Source organism: Xanthomonas sp. fls2-241-TYG-148 (assembly GCF_030208815.1).
GTDB classification, from domain to species: domain Bacteria; phylum Pseudomonadota; class Gammaproteobacteria; order Xanthomonadales; family Xanthomonadaceae; genus Xanthomonas; species Xanthomonas campestris.
The window spans coordinates 24,185-46,010 of the sequence record NZ_JARVTE010000023.1 but is presented as its reverse complement, the minus strand read 5'-3'; the positions used below and the strand labels follow the sequence as shown (position 1 = coordinate 46,010).

General features: G+C 65.3%; 22 protein-coding genes. 4 read left to right on the top strand and 18 right to left on the bottom strand.

The annotated features are described in order from the left end of the window. Nucleotides 1-56 precede the first annotated feature (56 nt). The 7 genes from atpG to QRM60_RS19725 form a co-directional block, all read right to left on the bottom strand. Complete coding sequence (gene atpG, locus QRM60_RS19755) at nt 57-920, bottom strand: F0F1 ATP synthase subunit gamma (protein WP_011035800.1); 864 nt, start codon at nt 918-920, stop codon at nt 57-59. A 112-nt stretch (nt 921-1,032) separates the two neighbouring features. Continuing rightward, a complete protein-coding gene (gene atpA / locus QRM60_RS19750) occupies nt 1,033-2,580 on the bottom strand; it encodes a F0F1 ATP synthase subunit alpha (protein ID WP_011035799.1) in 1,548 nt (515 codons plus the stop codon). A gap of 47 nt (nt 2,581-2,627) precedes the next feature. Continuing rightward, nucleotides 2,628-3,155 carry a F0F1 ATP synthase subunit delta gene (locus tag QRM60_RS19745; protein ID WP_011035798.1) on the bottom strand — a complete coding sequence of 176 codons (528 nt, stop codon included), beginning with the start codon at nt 3,153-3,155 and terminating at the stop codon, nt 2,628-2,630. Between the two features lie 3 nt (nt 3,156-3,158). Beyond that, complete coding sequence (locus QRM60_RS19740; RefSeq protein ID WP_011035797.1) at nt 3,159-3,629, bottom strand: F0F1 ATP synthase subunit B; 471 nt, start codon at nt 3,627-3,629, stop codon at nt 3,159-3,161. Nucleotides 3,630-3,741: 112 nt separating this feature from the next. After that, nucleotides 3,742-4,044: a F0F1 ATP synthase subunit C gene (gene atpE, locus QRM60_RS19735; protein WP_002814105.1), complete on the bottom strand. Its 303-nt coding sequence runs from the start codon at nt 4,042-4,044 to the stop codon at nt 3,742-3,744. Nucleotides 4,045-4,117: 73 nt separating this feature from the next. Beyond that, a complete protein-coding gene (gene atpB / locus QRM60_RS19730; RefSeq protein WP_011035796.1) occupies nt 4,118-4,918 on the bottom strand; it encodes a F0F1 ATP synthase subunit A in 801 nt (266 codons plus the stop codon). 25 nt (nt 4,919-4,943) lie between these two features. Continuing rightward, complete coding sequence (locus QRM60_RS19725; protein ID WP_011035795.1) at nt 4,944-5,309, bottom strand: hypothetical protein; 366 nt, start codon at nt 5,307-5,309, stop codon at nt 4,944-4,946. Between the two features lie 515 nt (nt 5,310-5,824). On the opposite strand from QRM60_RS19725, the gene QRM60_RS19720 reads away from it, so the two are divergent. After that, nucleotides 5,825-6,637, top strand: a complete 813-nt coding sequence (locus QRM60_RS19720) for a hypothetical protein (RefSeq protein WP_042594608.1) — start codon at nt 5,825-5,827, stop codon at nt 6,635-6,637. Between the two features lie 404 nt (nt 6,638-7,041). Here the strand turns inward: QRM60_RS19720 and QRM60_RS19715 are convergent, their stop codons facing one another. From QRM60_RS19715 to QRM60_RS19690, 6 genes are all read right to left on the bottom strand, one after another. Then, nucleotides 7,042-8,319: an amidohydrolase family protein gene (locus QRM60_RS19715; protein ID WP_285446883.1), complete on the bottom strand. Its 1,278-nt coding sequence runs from the start codon at nt 8,317-8,319 to the stop codon at nt 7,042-7,044. A gap of 368 nt (nt 8,320-8,687) precedes the next feature. Then, nucleotides 8,688-10,514: a dihydrolipoyl dehydrogenase gene (gene lpdA, locus QRM60_RS19710; RefSeq protein WP_285446882.1), complete on the bottom strand. Its 1,827-nt coding sequence runs from the start codon at nt 10,512-10,514 to the stop codon at nt 8,688-8,690. Between the two features lie 16 nt (nt 10,515-10,530). Then, the gene (locus QRM60_RS19705) at nt 10,531-11,178 is read right to left on the bottom strand and encodes a hypothetical protein (RefSeq protein WP_274393200.1); all 648 of its coding nucleotides are present in this window, start codon (nt 11,176-11,178) and stop codon (nt 10,531-10,533) included. Further along, entirely contained in the window at nt 11,175-12,935 is a 1,761-nt protein-coding gene (gene aceF / locus QRM60_RS19700; RefSeq protein ID WP_285446881.1) for a dihydrolipoyllysine-residue acetyltransferase, read from the bottom strand. Before aceF ends, QRM60_RS19705 begins: the two co-directional genes overlap by 4 nt. A 126-nt stretch (nt 12,936-13,061) precedes the next feature. Continuing rightward, complete coding sequence (locus QRM60_RS19695; protein ID WP_285446880.1) at nt 13,062-13,820, bottom strand: YggN family protein; 759 nt, start codon at nt 13,818-13,820, stop codon at nt 13,062-13,064. A gap of 156 nt (nt 13,821-13,976) precedes the next feature. Continuing rightward, nucleotides 13,977-14,495 (bottom strand): DNA-deoxyinosine glycosylase, encoded by a 519-nt coding sequence (locus tag QRM60_RS19690; RefSeq protein WP_164497974.1) that lies wholly within the window; start codon nt 14,493-14,495, stop codon nt 13,977-13,979. 185 nt (nt 14,496-14,680) lie between these two features. On the opposite strand from QRM60_RS19690, the gene QRM60_RS19685 reads away from it, so the two are divergent. Continuing rightward, complete coding sequence (locus QRM60_RS19685) at nt 14,681-15,358, top strand: OmpW family outer membrane protein (RefSeq protein ID WP_040941858.1); 678 nt, start codon at nt 14,681-14,683, stop codon at nt 15,356-15,358. 109 nt (nt 15,359-15,467) lie between these two features. On the opposite strand, the gene QRM60_RS19680 is transcribed toward QRM60_RS19685, so the two are convergent. The 5 genes from QRM60_RS19680 to QRM60_RS19660 all read right to left on the bottom strand — a co-directional run bounded on the left by QRM60_RS19680 (nt 15,468) and on the right by QRM60_RS19660 (nt 20,317). After that, a complete protein-coding gene (locus tag QRM60_RS19680) occupies nt 15,468-16,025 on the bottom strand; it encodes a DUF1453 family protein (RefSeq protein ID WP_043921582.1) in 558 nt (185 codons plus the stop codon). A 521-nt stretch (nt 16,026-16,546) separates the two neighbouring features. Further along, nucleotides 16,547-17,347: a MetQ/NlpA family ABC transporter substrate-binding protein gene (locus QRM60_RS19675; RefSeq protein WP_011038711.1), complete on the bottom strand. Its 801-nt coding sequence runs from the start codon at nt 17,345-17,347 to the stop codon at nt 16,547-16,549. Nucleotides 17,348-17,550: 203 nt separating this feature from the next. Further along, nucleotides 17,551-18,243, bottom strand: a complete 693-nt coding sequence (locus tag QRM60_RS19670) for a methionine ABC transporter permease (RefSeq protein ID WP_029217164.1) — start codon at nt 18,241-18,243, stop codon at nt 17,551-17,553. A gap of 2 nt (nt 18,244-18,245) precedes the next feature. Beyond that, nucleotides 18,246-19,253, bottom strand: coding sequence for a methionine ABC transporter ATP-binding protein (locus tag QRM60_RS19665; protein ID WP_070691693.1), 1,008 nt, complete (start codon nt 19,251-19,253; stop codon nt 18,246-18,248). A 155-nt stretch (nt 19,254-19,408) separates the two neighbouring features. Further along, nucleotides 19,409-20,317 (bottom strand): DMT family transporter, encoded by a 909-nt coding sequence (locus QRM60_RS19660; RefSeq protein ID WP_042594596.1) that lies wholly within the window; start codon nt 20,315-20,317, stop codon nt 19,409-19,411. A 258-nt stretch (nt 20,318-20,575) separates the two neighbouring features. On the opposite strand from QRM60_RS19660, the gene QRM60_RS19655 reads away from it, so the two are divergent. Beyond that, entirely contained in the window at nt 20,576-21,061 is a 486-nt protein-coding gene (locus QRM60_RS19655) for a YajQ family cyclic di-GMP-binding protein (protein ID WP_011038715.1), read from the top strand. Between the two features lie 175 nt (nt 21,062-21,236). Further along, nucleotides 21,237-21,797, top strand: a complete 561-nt coding sequence (locus QRM60_RS19650; protein WP_042594594.1) for a DUF1415 domain-containing protein — start codon at nt 21,237-21,239, stop codon at nt 21,795-21,797. Nucleotides 21,798-21,826 lie beyond the last annotated feature (29 nt).

Below are 21,826 nucleotides of genomic sequence, written 5' to 3'. Positions count from 1 at the left end.
GGAAGATCAAGTGCCACTGCCTCGACCATTCCCGATTCACCATTCCCTATTCCCGGCTATACGGCGGCCGCGCCGCTGACGATTTCCGAAATTTCCTGGGTGATCGCCGCCTGGCGCGCCTTGTTGTAGACCAGTTGCAAGGTGCCGATCATCTTGTTGGCGTTGTCGCTGGCGGCCTTCATGGCCACCATGCGCGCGGCGTGCTCGGAGGCCACGTTTTCCAGCACGGCCTGGTACACCAGCGACTCGATGTAACGCGTCATCACGTGCTCCAGCACGGTGGCGGCATCGGGTTCGTACAGGTAGTCCCAGTCGTGGTGTGCCACCTTGTGCTCGGCGGCCGGAAGCGGCAGCAACTGCTCGAAGCTGGCCTTCTGCGTCATGGTGTTCACGAAGCGGTTGTAGACCAGATACACACGGTCCACCTTGCCCTCGGTAAAGGCATCCAGCATCACCTTGATCACGCCCACCAGCTGCTCAATGTGCGGGCTGTCGCCAAGATGCGTGACGCTGCCGACCATGTTGACCTTGATCCGGCGGAAGAACGCCGAGGCCTTCTGACCGATGGTGACCACGTCGATCTCGGCACCCTTGTCCTGCCACGGGCGCACTTCGCCCAGCATCTTGCGGAACAGGTTGTTGTTCAGACCGCCGGCCAGGCCGCGGTCGGAAGAGATCACGATGTAGCCGACCCGCTTGACCTGCTCACGCTCCACCAGGAACGGATGCTGGTAGTCGGTGCTGGCCTGCGCCAGATGCCCGATCACCTGCTTCATGGCCTGCGCGTAGGGACGCGAGGTCTTCATGCGTTCCTGCGCCTTGCGGATCTTGGAGGCCGAGACCATTTCGAGCGCGCGCGTCACCTTGCGGGTGTTCTGCACGCTCTTGATCTTGGTTTTGATTTCGCGTCCGCCTGCCATACTCGCTCGCTTCGCTCACTTAGTGGGAATGGGGAATCGTGAGTGGGGAATTGGCACAGCCAACCCGCTTTGACGATTCCCGATTCTCTATTCCCGATTCCCGCAGCTGGACTTACCAGCTGCCCGTGGTCTTGAACTCTTCGATGCCCTTCTTGAACGCGGCTTCGATATCGTTGTCCCAACCGCCGGTGGTGTTGATCTTGGAGACCAGCTCACCCTGGGTGTTGGCGAAGTGCGCGTGCAGGCCTTCTTCGAACGCCAGCAGCTTGTTGACCGGCACTTCATCGAGGTAACCCTCGTTGACGGCATAGATCGACAGCGCCTGATTGGCGATGGACATCGGCGCGTACTGCTTCTGCTTCATCAGCTCGGTGACGCGCTGACCGCGCTCGAGCTGCTTGCGGGTGGCTTCGTCCAGATCCGAGGCGAACTGCGCGAACGCAGCCAGCTCACGGTACTGCGCCAGCGAGATACGGATGCCGCCGGACAGCTTCTTGATGATCTTGGTCTGGGCTGCACCACCGACGCGCGACACCGAGATACCGGCGTTCACGGCCGGACGGATACCGGCGTTGAACAGGTCGGTTTCCAGGAAGATCTGGCCGTCGGTGATCGAGATCACGTTGGTCGGCACGAACGCGGAGACGTCGCCGGCCTGCGTTTCGATGATCGGCAGCGCCGTCAGCGAACCGGTCTTGCCGGTCACCGCACCGTTGGTGAACTTCTCAACGTACTCCTCGGACACGCGCGCAGCGCGCTCGAGCAGACGGCTATGCAGATAGAACACGTCGCCCGGGTAGGCTTCGCGGCCCGGCGGGCGCTTGAGCAGCAGCGAGATCTGGCGGTAGGCCACGGCCTGCTTGGATAGATCGTCGTATACGATCAGCGCGTCTTCGCCGCGGTCCATGAAGTACTCGCCCATCGTGCAGCCGGCGTAGGGGCTGATGTACTGCATCGCGGCCGATTCGGACGCGGTCGCCGCCACCACCACGGTGTGCGCCAGCGCGCCGTTTTCTTCGAGCTTGCGCACGATGTTGGCAACGGTCGAGGCCTTCTGGCCGATCGCCACGTACACGCATTTGATGCCGGTGCCCTTCTGGTTGATCACCGCATCGATCGCCAGCGCGGTCTTGCCGGTCTGGCGGTCGCCGATCACCAGCTCGCGCTGGCCACGGCCGATCGGGATCATCGCATCGACCGACTTATAACCGGTCTGCACCGGCTGGTCGACCGACTTGCGCCAGATCACGCCCGGGGCCACACGCTCCACCGGTGCGGTCTGGGTGGCGCCCAGCGGGCCCTTGCCGTCGATCGGCTCGCCCAGCGCGTTGACCACGCGACCAAGCAGCTCCGGGCCGACCGGCACTTCCAGGATGCGGCCGGTGGTCTTGGCCACGTCGCCTTCGCGCAGGTTCTCGTAATCGCCCAGCACCACCGCGCCGACCGAATCGCGCTCCAGGTTCAGCGCCAGGGCGAAGGTGTTGTTCGGCAGTTCGATCATTTCGCCCTGCATCACGTCGGCCAGGCCGAAGATGCGCACGATGCCGTCGGACACGCTGGTCACGGAGCCTTCGTTGCGCGACTCGGCGGACAGCTTGACCGCCTCGATGCGGGTCTTGATCAGGTCGCTGATTTCGGAGGGGTTGAGCGTGGTTGCCATCGTTCAGTCCTAGGTGCCGGCCGCGAGGGCCATGCGTTTATGTGAATTCAGTGGGCGAGCGAGTTCTGCAGGCGCGCAAGCTTGCCCTTCAGCGAGCCGTCGATGACCATCTCGCCGGTGTCGATCACCGCGCCGCCGATCAGCGAAGCGTCCACCGCGGTGGTGACATCCACCTCGCGGCCGAAGCGCTTCTTCAGCGCGGCAGTGATCGTGGCCAGCTCGGCCGGGCTCATGTCGGTGGCCGAGGTCACCGTCGCTTTCACGACGTGCTCGGCTTCGGCACGCAACTGCTCGTACAACCCTGCAATTTCCGGCAGCAGGGCCAGCCGTTGTGCATCGGCCAACAGGCCGAGAAAACGCTGATAGTCCGCTTCGGCAGCCGGCGGCGCCAGCAGCGTCACCGCCTGATCCTGGTGCAGCGCCGGATTCAGCAACAGCGCAGCCACGCGCGGATCGCCGGCGACCTGCGCCGAGAACGCAAGTGCATCGGACCAGGGCGCGAACTTGCCGCCCTCACGCGCAATCGCGAATGCGGCACGGGCGTAGGGACGGGCAAGTGTGAGGGCCTGGCTCATCGATCAGATCTCCGCTGCCAGTTCGTCGAGCAGTGCCTTGTGGGCAGTGGCATCGATTTCACGCTTGAGCAGCTTTTCGGCACCGCTGACAGCCAGCGACGACACCTGACGGCGCAATTCTTCGCGGGCACGGGTGGCCGACGCGTCGATTTCGGCCTGGGCCAGATCCTTCTGACGATTGGCTTCGGCAATCGCTTCGAGCTTGGCCGCTTCGATGATCTGATTGGCGCGCGCGTGGGCCTGGTCGATGATCTCGTTGGCCTTGGTGCGTGCGTCCTTCAGCGCCTCGTTGACCTTCTCCTGCGCCTGCGCCAAATCCTTCTGGCTCCGGTCGGCCGCAGCCAGACCTTCAGCAATCTTTTGCTGACGCTCTTCGATCGCCTTCAACAGCGGCGGCCAGATTTTGGTCGCGACGATCCAGATCAGACCGGCGAAGGCCAGCGCCTGGGCAAAGATGGTAAGGGTGATGTCCATGGGTCGCTCAATCGCTCTTTAGGGGTGAAAGCGCCACCGCACGGCGACGCTTTCCGACCTTCATCCGCGGACGCAACCACCATGGCTGCGTCCACATCCTGCTACCGCTGGATCAGCCGGCAGCCTGCGACAGACGCTCGATGAACACCTGGGCCAGCGGGTTGGCGAAGGCGAACAGCAGGCCGACAGCGACGCTGATGATGAACGCGGCGTCGATCAGGCCGGCGGTGATGAACATGCGGACCTGCAGCACCGGGATCAGTTCCGGCTGGCGAGCGGCAGATTCCAGGAACTTGCCAGCCATGATGGCCAGACCGAGGCCGGCACCCAGCGCGGCCAGGCCGATCATGATGCCGACGGCGAGGACGGTGGAGCTCTGGACTTGGGCGAGGTTGGTCAGGACGGCGAGGTACATGGTGATCTCCGAACGAAAGTTTCTAAGGGTGATGGATAAATCGGGATAAAGCGGATGAAGGGTGAAACGAAACTCAGTGACTGTCTTCCGCAAGGCTCAGGTACACGATCGACAGCATCATGAAAATGAAGGCCTGTAGCGGAATCACCAACAGGTGGAACAGCATCCAGCCGAGGCCGAATACGCCGCCGGCAACCATGCCGGCGATGCCCGCACCGCCCAGCACCCAGATCAGCAGGAAGACGATCTCGCCGCCGAACATGTTGCCGAACAGTCGCATCGCCAGCGAAATCGGCTTGCTCAGCCACTCGACGATGTTCAGGAGCAGGTTGAACGGCATCATCCACTTGCCGAACGGCGCCGTGAGGAATTCCTTGGTCATGCCGCCCACGCCCTTGGAGCGCAGCGAGAAGACGATCATCAGGAAAAACACGCTGATCGACATGCCCAAGGTGGCATTGACGTCGGCGGTGGGGACCGGCTTCCAGGCGTGGATGCCAGCCCAGCCCAGCGGGATGGCGATGAAGTCGGCCGGGATCATCTTGATGAGATTCATCAACAGGATCCAGAAGAAGATCGTGATCGCGATCGGGGTCACCAGCTTGCTGGTGCCGTGATAGGTGTCCTTGGCCTGGCGATCGACAAATTCCAGGCAGATCTCGACAAACGCCTGCCACTTGCCCGGCACGCCGGCAGTGGCATTGCGCGTGGCCATCCAGAATGCGAAGACCATCACCAGGCCCATCAACACGGCCATGACCAGGGTGTCGACGTGGATGGTCCAGAACGTGCCGCCGCCATCCCGCACCGGATAAACCAGGTTCTGCAGGTGGTGCTGGATATAGGAGGTAGGTGTTGCTGCCTCGCCCGCCATGTGTCCGGAGCCCTTTAAGTTCGAATCAACGCCTGGCCAGAGCCAGAACTTGAAAAATCAGCCCGATGGCGATACCCGCCAACAAGGCCAGAGGAGGCAGCCGCCACAGGGCAAAGCCCAGCGCCAGCGCCACGAAAACCAACACCCACTTCAGCACCATCGCCAGAATCAGACGGACCATGGCAATGCCCGCCGCCTGGATGCCGCCCCCCAGCGCCGTCCGCGCCGCCACCCAGCCGCCCAACACCGTCGCAAACCCGGTCAATGCCAGACCGGCAGAGTAACGGGGTCCCATCAGCAGCAACCCCAGACTGGTTATAGCTACAGCGGCAAGCGGATATACCGCAGCGCGCAGCATCAACCGCCGACCCGCGTCAACGGAGTTCAGCACTACGGGTACCTTGCGTGTGGATGGGTGGGAAGCGCAGATGCGCCTCGTCGAGCCGCGAAAGTATAGCAATTGGACAAATTGCGAGACAACCGGGAGAAGTCATGAACTTGTTGCGACGCACCATGCCGGTGCCACGCGACGGGAGGAACTTTGCCACAAACCGGCTGTCAGAACCTGCGAGGCCTGCACATCCTCGTCGAAAGGTTCCACTGCAGGCTGCGTCTAGGAGCCCTGGGAGACCGGGGCTCCTGCTTTTATGACGCATTTTGTCGCACCCCACCTTCCCACCTCCGGTCCAATCCGCCGACCTCCGCGGTGGTGTGACAGCGCTCAGACACCACAATGGTGCGTATTGACCCGGATGTCGCGGGACAGGCAAAGCGGACCGTTTTGTCCGATTGCTAGGAAGTTCTTCACTTCGGTACCACAACGCTTTCACTTTTGGTGGACGCGCTTTTACCGATAGTGCGCGCCACAGGCCCGATCGCCTGCCTTCCAAGAATACGGAGCTCCCCATGAAACACCTGCTCGCACTGGCCATCCCGTGCGTTTTGGCCGCTGCCTATGCCGCGCCTGCCCACGCCGAAGATACCGATGATCGCTTCCAGATCCGTCTTGGCGCGATGAACATCGATAACGACAACACCCTGCGTGGCAACACCGTGGTGGCTGGCAACGAGATCGCCCTGGACCAGGATTTCGATTTCGGTGGCAAGGAATGGGAGCCGCGCATCGATGGCGTGTTCCGCATGAGCACCCGCCAGCGCTTGATCTTTGACTACTTCAAGTACGACAAGGATCGCCGCGAGACCCTGGGCGAAGACGTCAGCGCCGGTGGCTTCACCGTGCCGAGCGGCAGCTTCATCAAGGGCGAGCTCAAGTACCAGGTGGCCAGCCTGGTGTACGACTACTCGGTCGTCGACACTCCGGAATTCAGCCTGGGCCTGCAGATCGGTGCCGAATACGCCAAGGTCGAGGCCAACGCCTACGCCGACCTGGGTGACGTATTCACCGGCGACGTGCTCGACGAGAGCGAAGACGGCGTGGCACCGGTGGTGGGTATCCGCTTCACCGCACGTCCGAGCGAGCATTGGCTGTTCAATGTGCAGGGCCAGTACCTCAACACCAGCTGGGGCGATTTTGGCGATTATTCGGGCGACCTGAGCCGTGCCAATGCGATGGCCGAATACCGCTTCACCAAGAACTTCGGCATCTTCGCCGGCTACGACTGGTTCAAGCTCGACGTCGACCAGCGCGGCAGCGATGGCCTGATCGGCCTGAAGCAGGAGTTCAAGGGCCCGGTTGCAGGCGTGACGTTCGCGTTCTGATCTGCGCTGCACCCGTGTGACGCAACGCCCCGCCTTGTGCGGGGCGTTGTCGTTTTTGGTGTCTGCATCTGCGTCTGCGTCTGCATCTGCGCGTTACTCCATGCACTGCGTGCAGCGTGCGCAATGCGCGACTGCTGCGTAAACCTGGGATGCGCATATGCGTCCCTCACCGAATACACCCATGCTTGCCCGCCGCGCGCTTGCTGACGTGATCGCAGCGCTACCGCCAGCTGCTACCTGGTATCCCGGCTGATGAAAGCCCGCACCACTGCACGTGTCACACACTGCGCATGCTGCGCGATAGATCGATGCTCGCTGGCAGAGCATCAAGCGCTCATTCAATGCGCCGCGCTGCCGCACTGCACTGCCCCGTAACACCGCAGCGTGGCGTCAGTTGCGACGCTTCAATCGGCGACGCGTTCGCCGCCCTTGATCACGCTCTCCACTTGCATCAACACGCTCACGTCCTGCAGCGGATCGCCGCTCACCGCGATCAGATCGGCATAGCGCCCCGGCGCGATGGCACCGACGTCGGCACTGCGCCCCAATGCATCGGCGGCGTCTACGGTGGCGGCGCGAATCGCCTCCAGCGGGGTCATGCCCCACTCGACCATCTTGGCGAACTGGCGCGCGTTGTCGCCGTTGGGATACACGCCGGCATCACTACCGAACACCAGCCGCACGCCGGCCGCATGTGCCGCGCGAAAGGTCTCGCGTTGCTTGCGCCCGATCTGGCGCTCCTTCTCCAGCGACTCGGCAAACAAACCGTTCTTTTCGCCCTCGGCCAGGATGTAGTCGTCGTTGTAGATGTCCATCGAAAACCAGGTGCCGCGCGCCTTGGCCAGCTTGAAGGATTCGGCATCGGCCAGGCTGGCGTGCTCGATGGTGTCGGCACCGGCGCGGATCGCATCGTTGATGCCGGCGGTGCCGTGCGCATGCACCGCGACCTTCAAACCCAGGCGATGCGCCTCGTCCACCAGCGCGCGCATTTCCTCCAGGCTGTATTGCTGCCCGCCAACGCTGTCGGTCTTGGACAGCACGCCGCCGGTGCCGCAGAACTTGATCACTTCGGCGCCGTATTTGCGCAGCGTGCGTACCGCCGCGCGGATCGCATCCGGGCCATCGGCCACACCGGGGCCGGTGACGCGCACCGAGGGCGGGAACTCGGTGGCGTCGCAGTGCCCCCCGGTCGCGCCGATGCCGTAGGTCGCCGGCACGATGCGCGGGCCCGGCACGGTGCCGCGCTCGATCGCCTGCTTGAGCGCGACATCGTCATAGTTGAGCGAACCAACATTGCGCACCGTGGTGAACCCTGCGCGGAGCGTCTTGGCGGCATTGGCCACGCCCACCACGGTCCAGAAATTGTCGGTGTATTCCAGGCCCTTGTAGCCGCCCAGCGTGGGGTCCACGGTGAGATGCACATGCATGTCGATCAGCCCCGGCAACAGCGTACGCTCGCCCAGGTCGATGCGCTGCGCCTGTGGTGACAGCGGGTCGCCCTGGCGACCGACACGCGTGATACGGCCGGCGACGACGTCGATCTGCGGGCGTTCCACATAGCGGCCTGTCTGCACATCCAGCAGGCGGGCGGCAGTGATGACGGTGGTCTGGGCGTGCGCGCTCAGCAATGTGCACGCGCAACCTGCGGCGACCAGCAACGCCGACATCGATAACTTGACCATCCGTTGTCTCCCAGGCGCGAACCCGGTGTCCGCGTCTCGATGGTGCAAGCGCGCTGCCTGGCGTGCAAGCTGCGCTGCGGGGTCATGTTCGTGGTTACAGCGTCGCGGTTGCAGTAGCGTCGCACGATGCTGCGGGGATGGAACACGTTCGCGCACGCAGTGGCGCCAGCGCGTGGCAGCACGCGCCACTGCTCGCGCAGGATGGGAAGGACGCGCCCAACGCTGCCCTTGCCGACACCGACGCACATCACGCATGCCCTGGCATCGCCGTCGAGTCGACCTTCGAATCGGTTACGCGCAGGCATGCCCACGTAACGACAAACGCCCCGCAATGCGGGGCGCTGTCAGCACACAAGACGCTGTGCGGCTTACTTCTTCTTGGGGATATACAGATCGGTGATGGTGCCGTCGTACACCTCGGCCGCCATGCCGACCGACTCGCTCAGGGTCGGGTGCGCATGGATGGTGTGGCCGATGTCTTCGGCTTCGGCGCCCATCTCGATGGCCAGGCCGATTTCGGCCAGCAGATCACCGGCATGCACGCCAACGATCGCACCACCAATGATGCGGTGAGTCTCTTCGTCGAAGATCAGCTTGGTGAAGCCTTCGGTGCGGCCGATGCCGATCGCACGGCCGCTGGCGGCCCACGGGAACTTGGCCACGCCCACCTTCAAGCCCTTGGCCTTGGCCTCGGTTTCGGTGACGCCCACCCAGGCGATTTCCGGATTGGTATAGGCAACCGACGGAATCACCCGCGCCACCCATTCCTTCTTCTCGCCAGCAGCCACTTCGGCGGCCAGCTTGCCCTCGTGGGTGGCCTTGTGCGCCAGCATCGGGTTACCGACGATGTCGCCAATGGCGAAGATGTGCGGCACGTTGGTGCGCATCTGCCGGTCCACCGGGATAAAGCCGCGTTCGGTGACAGTGACGCCGGCCTTTTCAGCGCCGATCTTCTTGCCGTTGGGCGAGCGACCGACCGCGACCAGCACACGATCGAAGGCGGTGGCCTGCAGGCCAGGCTTTTCGCCTTCGGTGGCCGCTTCGAACGACACCGTGATGCCCTTTGCATCGGCGCTGACGTCGGTGGCCTTGGTCTTGAGATGGACCTCGACGCCCTGCTTCTTCAGGCGATCGGCCAACGGCTTGACCAGGTCCTTGTCGGCGCCCGGCATCAGCTGGTCCATGAACTCGACCACGGTGACCTTGCTGCCCAGCGCGCTGTACACCGTGGCCATTTCCAGGCCGATGATGCCACCGCCGACCACCAGCAGGGTCTTGGGGATGTCGTGCAGTTCCAGCGCGTCGGTGGAGTCCATCACGCGCTTGTCGTCCCACGGGAAGTTCGGCAGCTTCACCGCCTGCGAACCGGCGGCGATGATGCAGTGCTCGAAGCGCAGCAGTTGGGTCTTGCCGTCGTCGCCGACGATCTCCAGCTCGTTGGGCGAGACAAAGCTGGCCACGCCGGTGACGGTGCGCACCTTGCGCTGCTTGGCCATGCTGGCCAGCCCGCCGGTGAGCTTGCCGACCACCTTTTCCTTGTACTCGCGCAGCTTGTCCAGGGTGATCTTGGGCTGGCCGAAGTCCACGCCGAAGTCGCCGGCGTGGGCCACTTCATCGATCACCGCAGCGGCGTGCAGCAGCGCCTTCGACGGGATGCAGCCAACGTTGAGGCAGACGCCACCGAGGCTGGCGTAGCGCTCGATCAGCACCGTGTCCAGGCCCAGGTCGGCAGCGCGGAATGCGGCGGTGTAGCCGCCAGGGCCCGCGCCGAGCACCACCATCTTGCATTCGATATCGGCAGCCTTGCCGCTGGCCAGCGCCGGCTTGGGCGCGGCCGGCTCGGCCGGGGCGCGGTGCGACGGGGTCACCGGCGGCTTGCTGCCGGCTGCGGGGGCCGCAGCAGGCGCAGCGGCCTTGGTCTCGGCCTTCGGCGCGGCGGGTGCGGCAGCGGCCTCGCCTTCGGTCTCCAGCAGCAACACCACTGCCCCTTCGGACAGGTTGTCGCCAATCTTGACCTTGAGTTCCTTCACCACACCGGCGGCCGAGGACGGCACTTCCAGCGTGGCCTTGTCCGACTCCAGCGTCACCAGGCCCTGGTCCTTGACCACGCTATCGCCAACGGCGACCAGCACTTCGATGACGGGGACATCGCTGTAATCGCCGATGTCCGGAACCTTGATTTCAATGACCGCCATTTGCTTCTCCTGTGGCTTAACCGGCGGTGCCGGCAAGCGTCTGCTGGAGTTCATCCAGCGACGATTCGATTTGGGTCCAGCGCTTGTCGCGCTTCTTTTCCTTGCCTTCGCTGGCTTCGATCAGCAGCGCGGCCTGCTGCAACAGCAACTCGCCAACACCGCAGCTCGGGCGCGTGCCGCTGTAGCGCACGCCATCGACCAGGAACGACAGCACTTCGCCTTCGGTGACCGGCGCGGTCTGGCCGCTCGGTGCGAGCTGGGTCAGTGCCGTGGTCCAGCTGCCGACCAGGCGTTGCGCCAGCGCCGCCGGGATCGGGATCTCGACGGTTTCAGGGGTCTGTTCGGTGCGGAACTGCACCGCGCCGCGGTCGGTCTGGCTGACCCAGCTGTAGACCCGCTCGTCGGCACGGCTGAAGCGCACCGTCCAGTCGCCGCCGGACTTGCCCGGCACCAGCGCGATGCCGCTTTCGACACCACGCGTGGGCAGGGTCAGCAACGACAGCATCGGCTTGGCGCCGCCATCCAGCAGCGTGGTCACCGCGGTGCCGTAGTTGCCCACCGCCGGCGGCCAGCCGCGGCCCAGCGTGCTGGCGCACTCACGTGCGGCCGCAGACGACCACGGCAGCACACCCAGCAAGGCGAGCGTCAACAGCGCTGCTTTCACAGCAGGACGCGTCGCATGTCGGCGAGCACCTGGCTGAGATAGGTGGTGAAGCGCGCGGCCAGCGCGCCGTCGATGACGCGGTGGTCGTAGCTCAACGACAACGGCAGCATCAGCTTCGGTGCGAAGTCCTTGCCGTTCCACACCGGCTGCATCGCCGACTTGGACACGCCCAGGATCGCCACTTCCGGTGCATTGATGATCGGCGTGAACGCGGTACCGCCAATGCCGCCGAGCGAGCTGATCGAGAAGCAGCCGCCGCTCATGTCGGCCGGGCCCAGCTTGCCGTCGCGCGCCTTCTTGGCCAGTTCGCCACTTTCCTGCGCGATCTGCAGCACGCCCTTCTTGTCGACATCGCGGATCACCGGCACGACCAGGCCGTTCGGGGTGTCAGCGGCAAAGCCGATGTTGATGTACTTCTTCAGCGTGAGGTTTTCGCCGGCCGCATCGAGCGAGGCGTTGAACTCGGGGAACTTCTTCAATGCCGCAGCGCTGGCCTTGACCAGGAAGGCGAGCATGGTCAGCTTGATGCCGGCCTTTTCGTTTTCCTTGTTCAGCGCTACGCGCAGGGCTTCCAGGTCGGTGATGTCGGCCGATTCGAACTGGGTGACGTGCGGGATCATGGCCCAGTTGCGCGCCAGGTTCGCACCGGAAATCTTCTTGATGCGCGACAGCGGCTGGGTTTCGGTTTCGCCGAACTTGCTGAAGTCCACCTTCGGCCAGGCCAGCAGGTTCAGGCCGTTGCCACCACCGGCCGGTGCGGCACCGGCTGCGGCCGGCGCGCCGCCGCTGAGTGCGGCCTTGACGAAGCGCTGTACGTCTTCACGGGTGATCCGGCCGCCCTTCTCGCTGCCCTTGATCTGGTTCAGATCCACGCCGAGCTCGCGCGCGAACACGCGCACCACCGGGCTGGCATACGGCACCTTGGACGGCAGCACGCTGTCGGCATCGAAGGTCACCGGCGGGCTGCTCGGCGTGCCGGACGCTGCCTGGGCCGGCTGCGATGCCGCGGTGGAACGGGCGGACTGCACCTGCGCGATCTCGCGCTGGGCCAGCTTGTCCGGCTCGGCCGGGACGGCCACCGGCTCGACCTTGCCGGCGGTTTCAGCGGTGTCGGTGGTGGGCTTGGCCGGGGACTGCGCCGCACCGGCGCCGCCATCACTGGCAGCGATGATCGCCACCAGATCGCCCTGCGACAGGCTGTCGCCGACCTTGACCTTGAGCTCCTTGATCACGCCGGCCACAGACGAGGGCACTTCCATCGTGGCCTTGTCCGATTCCAGCGTGACCAGGCTCTGGTCCTTGGCGACGGTGTCGCCCACCGCCACCAATACTTCGATCACCGGCACGCCGCTGTAGTCGCCGATGTCCGGCACACGGGCCTCGACCTGACCGCCGTCGGACGCTGCAGCAGTCGCGGCCGGCTCGGCCTTGGCAGCCGGCGCAGGAGCGGCAGCAGGTGCGGCCTTGGCGGACGCAGCGGCAGGCGCTGGCGCAGCAGCCGTCTCGGCACCGGCATCGGCCACTTCGATCAGCGCGACCAGCGCGCCCTGCGACAGGCTGTCACCGACCTTGACCTTGATCTCCTTGACCACGCCGGCCACCGACGAGGGGACTTCCATCGTGGCCTTGTCCGATTCCAGCGTGACCAGGCTCTGGTCCTTGCTGACCGTATCGCCGACCGACACCAGCACTTCGATCACCGGGACATCGCTGTAGTCACCGATATCGGGGACAAGTGCTTCCTTGATTTCGGCCATACGGGAACTCCGGCAACAGAATGGGGAAACCCCTATTGTGGCCGGCCGGGAGCCGCAGCGCCAACCATTGCCGCGGAAAAAATCGCACACGTGGCGGGATGCAGCGTCCGCGCAGGGGCTGCACGCTTACTTGGCAGGGCGTCGATCCACCTGCAACAGCTGCAACGGCGCGCCTGACGGCAGACGATACGCCAGCGCATTGTCCAATGCGTCCAGCGCCTCCATCCGCGTGCACAACTGCTGCGCACGCGGTCGCAGCGCGCGCGCCTGCGGCTCGACCAGCCGCTCGATGCGCTGCTCCAGGCCGTCGAGCGAGCGCAGCTGCGTACCGTTGCCGGTCATCGCCGCCTGCACGGTGCTGGCCACTACATCGCCGATCAGTTGCGGCAGCATCTCCGCCACCAGCGTGCCGATTTCATCGTCGATATCCACCGGCGTCAGCTGGCTTTTGCCGAAGCTCTGCTTCAGGCGCAGGTCGACCTTGTCGCGCACGCTGGCCAGCTGCGTCCGGGTGGCCGACGGATCCCGGCTGAAACCGGCCGCCACTTCGCCGAGCGCGGTGATGGCGATATCGGCCGCCTCGCGCCCGACCTCCTGCGCCAGCGGCACCACGGCGCGGGTCTGCTGCTCGAACTGGACCAGACGGTTGCGATCGCCGTCGCTCAACGTCACCCAGCGGTCGTCGACGAACAGCGCGCCCTGGCGCATGACCAGCCGCTGCGGCGTGCCGCTGTCGCGGATGAGGATCAGGCTGCGCGGATTGAGCGTGAGGTCGTAGTCCGTGTTGACCTCGCAGTGCAGCTCATCGGCGCTGGCCACGCCACCAGCTGCGGCCAGGCAGGCACCCAGTGCAATGGCGAACGTGGTCCGGTACGTGATTGCCATCCAGCTTCTCCCTTATGTGCTGTGGCCGATGATGCGCAGCGCGTCACCGCCGCGCGTGTGCCTAAGGCAGGCATGACTTCTGGCGACGCATGGTGTTGCATGCGCGGTGCAAACGCGCTGAGAACGTCCGCGTGCGCGATCTGTCATGCCTGGCAGCTAGCGCAGCGCATCGCGCACGGGCTGCCACGCCGCGCACAACCGCGGCAGCGACCAGGCGGCATTGGCCGGGCTGGTCGATGGCAAGGCCTGCACCGGTAGGCGCGTCAGCGGCGGCGACAACGCCGGTTGCACGTGGCGGCGCCACGCCTGCGCGGCGGCACTGCCGTTGCACACCACAAGGCGCAGCTGCGGCAGCGTGGCCAACCGCTCGGGCAGCAGATTGACCACGATGCTGCCCGGTACGATCGCCGCATCCAGGCTGCCGCGGCGTGCGCATTCGCCGATCACATCCCAGAGCCCGACGCCGCGCTCGGCCAGTTGCCGCAGACGTGCGTCATACGGCGCGTCTGCATCAATGCCGAGCAATTGCTGCATCACCGGCCAGAAGCGATTGCGTGGATGTGCATAGTAGGCATGCGCATGCAATGAGGCGCTGCCCGGCATCGATCCCAGCACCAGTACACGGCAATCCGCCGCAATTTCTGCGGGCAATCCACGCAACAGCGGTGTTTGCATCGTCACGGCGAACGCATCTGCGTGAATGCACTTTCAGCGTTGAATCGAGCAATCACGGTCTTCTCGGGAAAGTTCCTGAACAAACGAAATTTTAGCGAGCCGCAGGTGGGCGTGGATTCAGATTTTCAGGAATAGCTTTGGCGCGGCCCACTCCAAGGGCCTAACAATAAGACGAGGAGACCCTCATGCGTTCCATTTCCATCCTGAGCCTGGCTGCTGTATCCGCACTTGCGATTGCACCGTCCGCGTTCGCGCAGGAGGCCACCTACACCGGTGACACCTCTTCGACCGCCATGTCCAGCAGCAGCGACACCGCATCCGGCAAGCATTGGGCCGTGGTCGGCGGCGTTGCGCTGATCAAGCCGAAGAACGACCCGGCTCCTGGCCTGGACGTCGACGGCGGCCCGGCGCCGACCCTGAGCGCCAGCTACTACATCAATGACAACTGGGCCGTTGAACTGTGGGGCGCAGCCGACAAGTTCAACCACCGCGTCAACGCCGATGGCGTGGGCAAGGTGGGCACCGTCGAGCAGCAGCCGATCGCCATCAGCGGCCAGTACCACTTCGGCCAGGCCGACAACGTGTTCCGTCCGTTCGTGGGCGTGGGCTACTACGAGTCGAACTTCAGCAACGAGAAGATCGACGCAGCCTCCACCACCGGTCAGCACGTGGGCCTGGATACCGCCAAGGGCGTGATCGGCACCGTGGGCGTGGACATGAACATCAACTCCACCTGGTTCGCACGCGCCGACGCCCGTTACATGCGTTCGCGTCCGGAACTGCGTGTGGGTGGTGCCGGTACCGGCAGCGAGCTGGAACTGGATCCGTGGACCGTCGGCTTCGGCGTCGGCGCGCGTTTCTAAGCGCAACGTCCAGGCAACACGCGCAAGCAACATGCGTGTGTACGAAAAAACGGGCCTTCGGGCCCGTTTTTTTTTTGCGCTCACGGATGCTGCGATCGCGCCGTGCGATTCAGCGCCAATAGACGCTGCCACGCAGGCGGGCGCTGCGCCAGCGCCACCACAGCAAGGTGGCATACGCCAACGCATAACCCAGCAACACACCGGCCGCGCCAAGCAGGCTGGCGTGGCTGAGCCAGCCTTCCACCGGCCATGGCACGCCGTGCCAGGTACTGCGCCAGCCCTGCACCAGGCCAGCGACGATTCGCACCAGGACCAAGCCGGTCAACGCGAGCACCAGCCACAGGTTGGGCCGGTAGAACAGGCCCTGCGTGGTGCGTTCGAAGCGGGTCAGGCGCAGCGCCACCACTCCCAACACCAGCCCGCAGGCCCAGCCAAACGCGGCATGGCTGATCGCCCCCGGCCAGAACGCCGCGGCAATCAGCGTAAACACCACGAACAGCACGCTGGAGACCGCCGCTGACACCAGGTTGATCAGCAACAGCCAGCCGCGTGCCTGCCGGCGGGCGGTGCCGACGCGGAAACGCTGCAGCAACGACAGCGGGAACAGCACCGCGAACACCGCCAGGGCGATGATCACGGCTAAGGGAATGGCAAGCAGGAGGGGCATCAGGAGAGTATCGGTAGCGCAGTGTGAGGATGGTCGTCGGTTGGTTTGCGAACCGGCAGGTGCAATGGAAACCGATGCGGAGTGTGGTGCGTGTCGACATGCGCGTGCGGCAGCTCAGTCACAGATGGCGCAGCCACTGCGGGGCTGCGCCGATCAGCGTGCCGATCGATGCATCCATTGCAGAAAGTTCTGGCAGTGGTTTTGCGGAGCATCTGGACAGTGACGCTGTTGCAGAGCCTTTGCCCGCCCACCACCGCAGCGCACGCCGCACGTACATCCCTGCAGGCTCCTTGACGGCATCCATGCCGCCAAAGGTGACGCGATGGTGGGGCAAAGCCAGTCGCAATGGTCGTGCGCACACCTTCAAGCAACGAACGCACTGCGTTTGGCGCTCAGCAACCGGTTGGCAGGCGATGGCTGCTATCTGCGGCACTGCCGCGCAAGGCTGCGGACGCGACGCTGGCAATCGCCATCGCGCGCCCTGCCCGCACGTGCGGTTACGGCACGCGCATCACCTGACTTCAGAACGCCGGCAGCACCGCGCCCTTGTACTTTTGCTCGATGAAGGCCTTCACTTCCGGGCTGGTCAGTGCCTTGGCGAGCTTCTGCACGCGCGGATCGTCCTTGTTGTCGGCACGTGCGACCAGGAAGTTCACGTACGGCGAGTCCTTGCTTTCGATCGCCAGAGCATCGCGGGTGGGATTGAGCCCGGCGTCGAGCGCGTAATTGGTGTTGATCAGGGCCAGATCCACCTGGTCCAGCACGCGCGGCAGCATGGCCGAATCGAGCTCGCGGAATTTCAGCTGCTTGGGGTTGTCCACGATGTCGCGCTGCGACGACAAGGCATTGCTCGGATCCTTGAGTTTGATCACGCCGGCCTTGTCGAGCAGGATCAGCGCGCGGCTGTTGTTGCTCGGGTCGTTGGGAATGACCACGTCCGCGCCGCTGGGCAGGTCGGCCAGCGACTTGAAGCGCCGCGAGTACGCGCCGAACGGTTCGATATGCACGCCCACCACGGTCACCAGCTGGCTCTTGCGGTCGCGGTTGTAGGCGTCCAGGTAGGGCTCGGTCTGGAAGTAGTTGACGTCGATCTGCTTCTGCACGACCTGGTCATTGGGCTGCACGTAGTCGTTGAACACGCGCACGTCCAGCTTCACGCCGTCCTTGGCCAGCAGCGGTTCGACCACTTCCAGGATTTCGGCATGCGGGACCGCGGTGGCGGCCACGGTGAGGGTGTCACCGCCACTGCTGCCACCGCCGCCGCAGGACGCCAGCGCCAGCGTGGCGGCAGCCAGAAGGGAACGAAACGCAAATGTGCTCATGTAGGGATCCGTGGGAGGAGGAGGACCGCGGCGGCGCCGCAGACGACAAACCTAGCAGACCGCCCGCGCCGGGGCGATGCAGGCGCGGGCCTGCCGGACTGCGGCAGCGCACGCGCCCACTGGCTGCGGTGGCGCACGCTGCCCCGTGTGGGCCAGTGATGGCCGCCGACGGCATCGGCCGCCGCGCCCGCAGGCCGTGTACTTCAACGGCGGCTGTAACGCGCCACCAGGCGGTCGCCGAGCATCTGCAGCAACTGCACCAGCACCAGCAGCGCGATGACGGTGATCAGCGCGACATCCGAATGCGAGCGCAGATAGCCTTCGCGGTAGGCCACATCACCCAGGCCGCCGGAGCCGATTGCGCCGCCCATGGCGGTGAAGCCGATCAGCGCGATGGTGGTGACGGTGGCGCCAGCGATCAGGCCGGGCCGCGCTTCGGGCAGCAGCACGCGCCAGACCAGTTGGCGGGTGGTCGCGCCCATTGCTTGGCTGGCCTCGATGATGCCGCGGTCCACTTCGCGCAGGGCGGTTTCCACCAGCCGCGCATAGAACGGCGCGGCGCCCACCACCAACGGCAGGATCGCGCCGCGCACGCCCAGCGAGGTGCCCATCAGCATCAGCGTGAGCGGGATCATCGCGATCATCAGGATGATGAAGGGCACCGAGCGCAGCAGGTTGATCACCGCGGCCAGCGCGCCGTACAGCACCGGCCGGCGGCGCAGTTGCGGCGCCCCGCACAGGAACAGCGCCACGCCCAGCGGCAGCCCGATCAGCAAGGTCAACGGCAGCGCGCCGGCCAGCATCAGCAAGGTGTCCAGCGTGGCCTGGCCGATGTCACCCCACTTGGCGGCATCGAGATTCCGGAAGAAGCCGGGCGCGGCGGCGATGGGCAGCAGGTTCATACGCGCAGGTCCTCGACATGCACACCGGCGGCCACGAACCCGGCACGCGCCGCGTTCTGGTCACCACCGGTCAGGGCAACGGTGAGCTGCCCGTAGGGCGTGTCCTTGATGCGGTCCACGCGCCCGGACAGGATGTTGTAGTCCACACCGGTTTCGCGGGCGATGCGGCCCAGGACCGGCTCGTAGGTGCCGTTGCCCAGGAAGGTCAGCCGCACGATGCGCCCGCCCACCGCTTCGAAATCGCGGTGCAGCTCGGCTTCGTCCACATGCTCGGCTTCGGACACGAAGCGGCGGGTGGTGGGGTGCTGCGGATGCAGGAACACCTCCGTCACCGGGCCGGTTTCGACCAGCTTGCCGGCGTCCAGCACCGCAACCCGGTCGCAGACGCGGCGGATCACCTCCATCTCGTGGGTGATCAGCACGATGGTCAGGCCCAGCTCGCGGTTGATCTGCGCCAGCAGCTGCAGCACCGAGGACGTGGTCTGCGGGTCCAGCGCGCTGGTGGCTTCGTCGCACAACAGGATCTGCGGCCGGGTGGCCAGCGCCCGCGCAATACCCACGCGCTGCTTCTGCCCACCCGACAGCTGCGCCGGGTACTTGGTGGCGTGCTGCTCCAGGCCGACCCGCGCCAGCAGTTCGGCCACGCGCGCATCGATCTCTGCGCGCGGCGTGCCGGCCAGCTCCAGCGGGAACGCCACGTTGCCAGCTACCGTGCGCGAAGACAGCAGGTTGAAGTGCTGGAAGATCATCCCGACCCGGCGCCGCAGCGCGCGCAGGCCGGTGCTGTCCAGCGCGGTGACGTCTTCGTCGCCAATCAACAGGCGTCCGCCGGTGGGCTCTTCCAGCCGGTTGATCAGCCGGATCAGCGTGGACTTGCCGGCGCCGGAGTGGCCGATGATGCCGAACACCTCACCGGGGCCGATCCGCAGGTCGAGCGGATGCAGCGCCACGATCTGGCGACCGTCGACGGTGTAGGACTTGTGCAGGCGCTGGAACTGGATCACCGCGCGGGACCGATTGGGGGGGGGCGTGAAGCCTACCAGTCAATGTTTACGGGCGTCATTCCATTCGGTTCTAAGTTGGGAATCGGGAATCGGGAATCGCAAGAGCCAAGGGCAACTGCGCTGGCCTCTGCGATTCCCCAATCCCCATTCCCCATTTACGGCCTATCCAACGGCGGCGGCCTGTCGGCCTGCCGGATCCGCTCCCGGCGCAACAAATACAGGCCGCTGGCGACGATGATGCCGGCGCCGGTCCAGGTCCACGCGTCGGGCAGGGTCTGCCACAGCAGCCAGTCCCAGCCGATCACCCAGACCAGCCCGGTGTATTCGAGCGGGGCGATCATCGAGGCCTCGCCCCGCATGAAGGCCTGGGTCAGCGCCACCTGACCCAACGCCCCGGCCAGGCCCATGCCGGCGATCAGCCAGGCGTGCTCGGCGCGCAACGGCACCCAGTCCCGGATGGCCAGCAGGCCGGCGCCGATCGCCATGAACAGCAGGAACCACACCACCATCGCCTGCGGGGTGTCGGTGCGGGTCAACAGGCTCACGGTGATCGCGGCGATGGCATAGGCGGTGGCCGCCAGCAGCACCATCAGGCCGGGCAGGGAGATCAGCCCGTTCACGCCCGGCCGCAGCACCACGATCACCCCCACCAGGCCGATGGCAATGGCCGTCCAGCGCCGCGGCCCGACGTGTTCGCCCAGCAGCGGCACCGATAGCGCGGCCACCAGCAACGGCGCGACGAAATACAGCGTGTAGGCGGTGGACAGCGGCATGCGCTTCAGCCCGTAGACGAAGCAGCCGATCATCACCATGCCCAGCACCCCGCGCAGCAGATGCAGGCCCCAGCGCACCGGGATGATGGCGCGCGGCCCGGCGGTGGCGAACACCCACACCAGCACGAACGGCAACGACGCCGCGCCACGCAACAAGGTCACCTGCAAGGGCGGGTAGCTGGCCGACAACAGCTTCATGCCGGCATCCATCAGCGAAAAGCACGCCACTGCCGCCACCATCCAGGCGATGGCAGGCAACGGGGAACGGGGGGCGGGCGCGGTCAAAGACATGCGGCATTATCGCCGGGGCAGACGGTGGTTCGCGACCGCTGCGGTGCATGCAGCGCCTGCGCTGCCCGGCGTCGCGCAGGTCTGGGCGGGCGTAATCGCGTGCAGCTGCGCGCGGGCTGCATCGTCGATGTGCGTGCTTGGCATTCGGGCACATGCCCATCCCTGCCAGCCGCAACCGGCGCAGGCGCCAACGCTGCCCCTGTCATCGCATGCGGGTGGGTCTTAAACTGGCTGCCGATCTTTTGAAGAGGAATTGCCATGCCGTCCTTCGACGTGATTTCCGAAGTCGACAAGCACGAACTGACCAATGCGGTGGATCAGGCCAACCGCGAGCTGGACACCCGCTTCGACTTCAAGGGCGTGGAAGCCAAGTTCGAACTGGAAGACGGCAAGGTGATCAACCAGTCCGCACCCAGCGATTTCCAGGTCAAGCAGATGACCGACATCCTGCGCGCGCGCCTGCTGGCCCGCGGCATCGATGTGCGCTGCCTGGAGTTTGGCGATGTGGAGACCAACCTGGCCGGTGCGCGGCAAAAGGTCACCGTCAAGCAGGGCATCGAGCAGAAGCAGGCCAAGCAGCTGGTGGCCAAGTTGAAGGAAGCCAAGCTCAAGGTCGAAGCGCAGATCAACGGCGACAAGCTGCGCGTCACCGGCAAGAAGCGCGACGACCTGCAGGACGCGATCGCAGTGTTGAAGAAGGCCGACTTCGAGCTGCCGCTGCAGTTCGACAACTTCCGCGATTGATGCGGCGTTGAGTGCCTGACTGACGCATCGATGGTGAGTGGGCGGCTGGCGCGCCATGGCCGTCGCCCCGCTCCGCCTTCAGCAGCAGCAGAGCGAACCTTCACTCGCGCGCCCGCAGCGCGTGCCCAAAGCCCGATCGCATACACTGGCGCGCCATCACGCTGCTGCTGCCACGATGACCTCCACACCCGACCCCACCGATCCCCTGATCGCCACCCGCCAGTGGATCGAGCGCGCGGTGATTGGCCTGAACCTGTGCCCGTTCGCCAAGGCGGTCTACGTCAAGGAACAGGTGCGGCTGGTACTCAGCGATGCGAGCACGCCCGAGGCGCTGCTGGAACAGCTGGCCGAGGAACTGGTGCTGCTGCGCGACACGCCGGCCGAGCAGATCGACACCACGCTGATCGTGCACCCGGACGTGCTCACCGATTTCCTGGACTACAACGACTTCCTCGACAACGCCGACGCGGCAGTGGAGGCGCTGGATCTGCAGGGCGTGCTGCAGGTGGCCAGTTTTCATCCGGACTATCAGTTTGCCGGCGCCGCAGCCGATGACGTGGCCAACTTCACCAACCGCTCGCCCTTCCCCACCCTGCACCTGTTGCGCGAAGACAGCGTGGAACGCGCGGTGGCCGCCTTCCCGGACCCGGATGTGATCGTGGAGCGCAATATCGAAACGCTCGAACGCCTTGGCCGCGATGGCTGGGAGCGGGTGTTGCACGGCGCCGCGCACTGAGGCACCTCGCATGGCCACGTCGCCTGCAT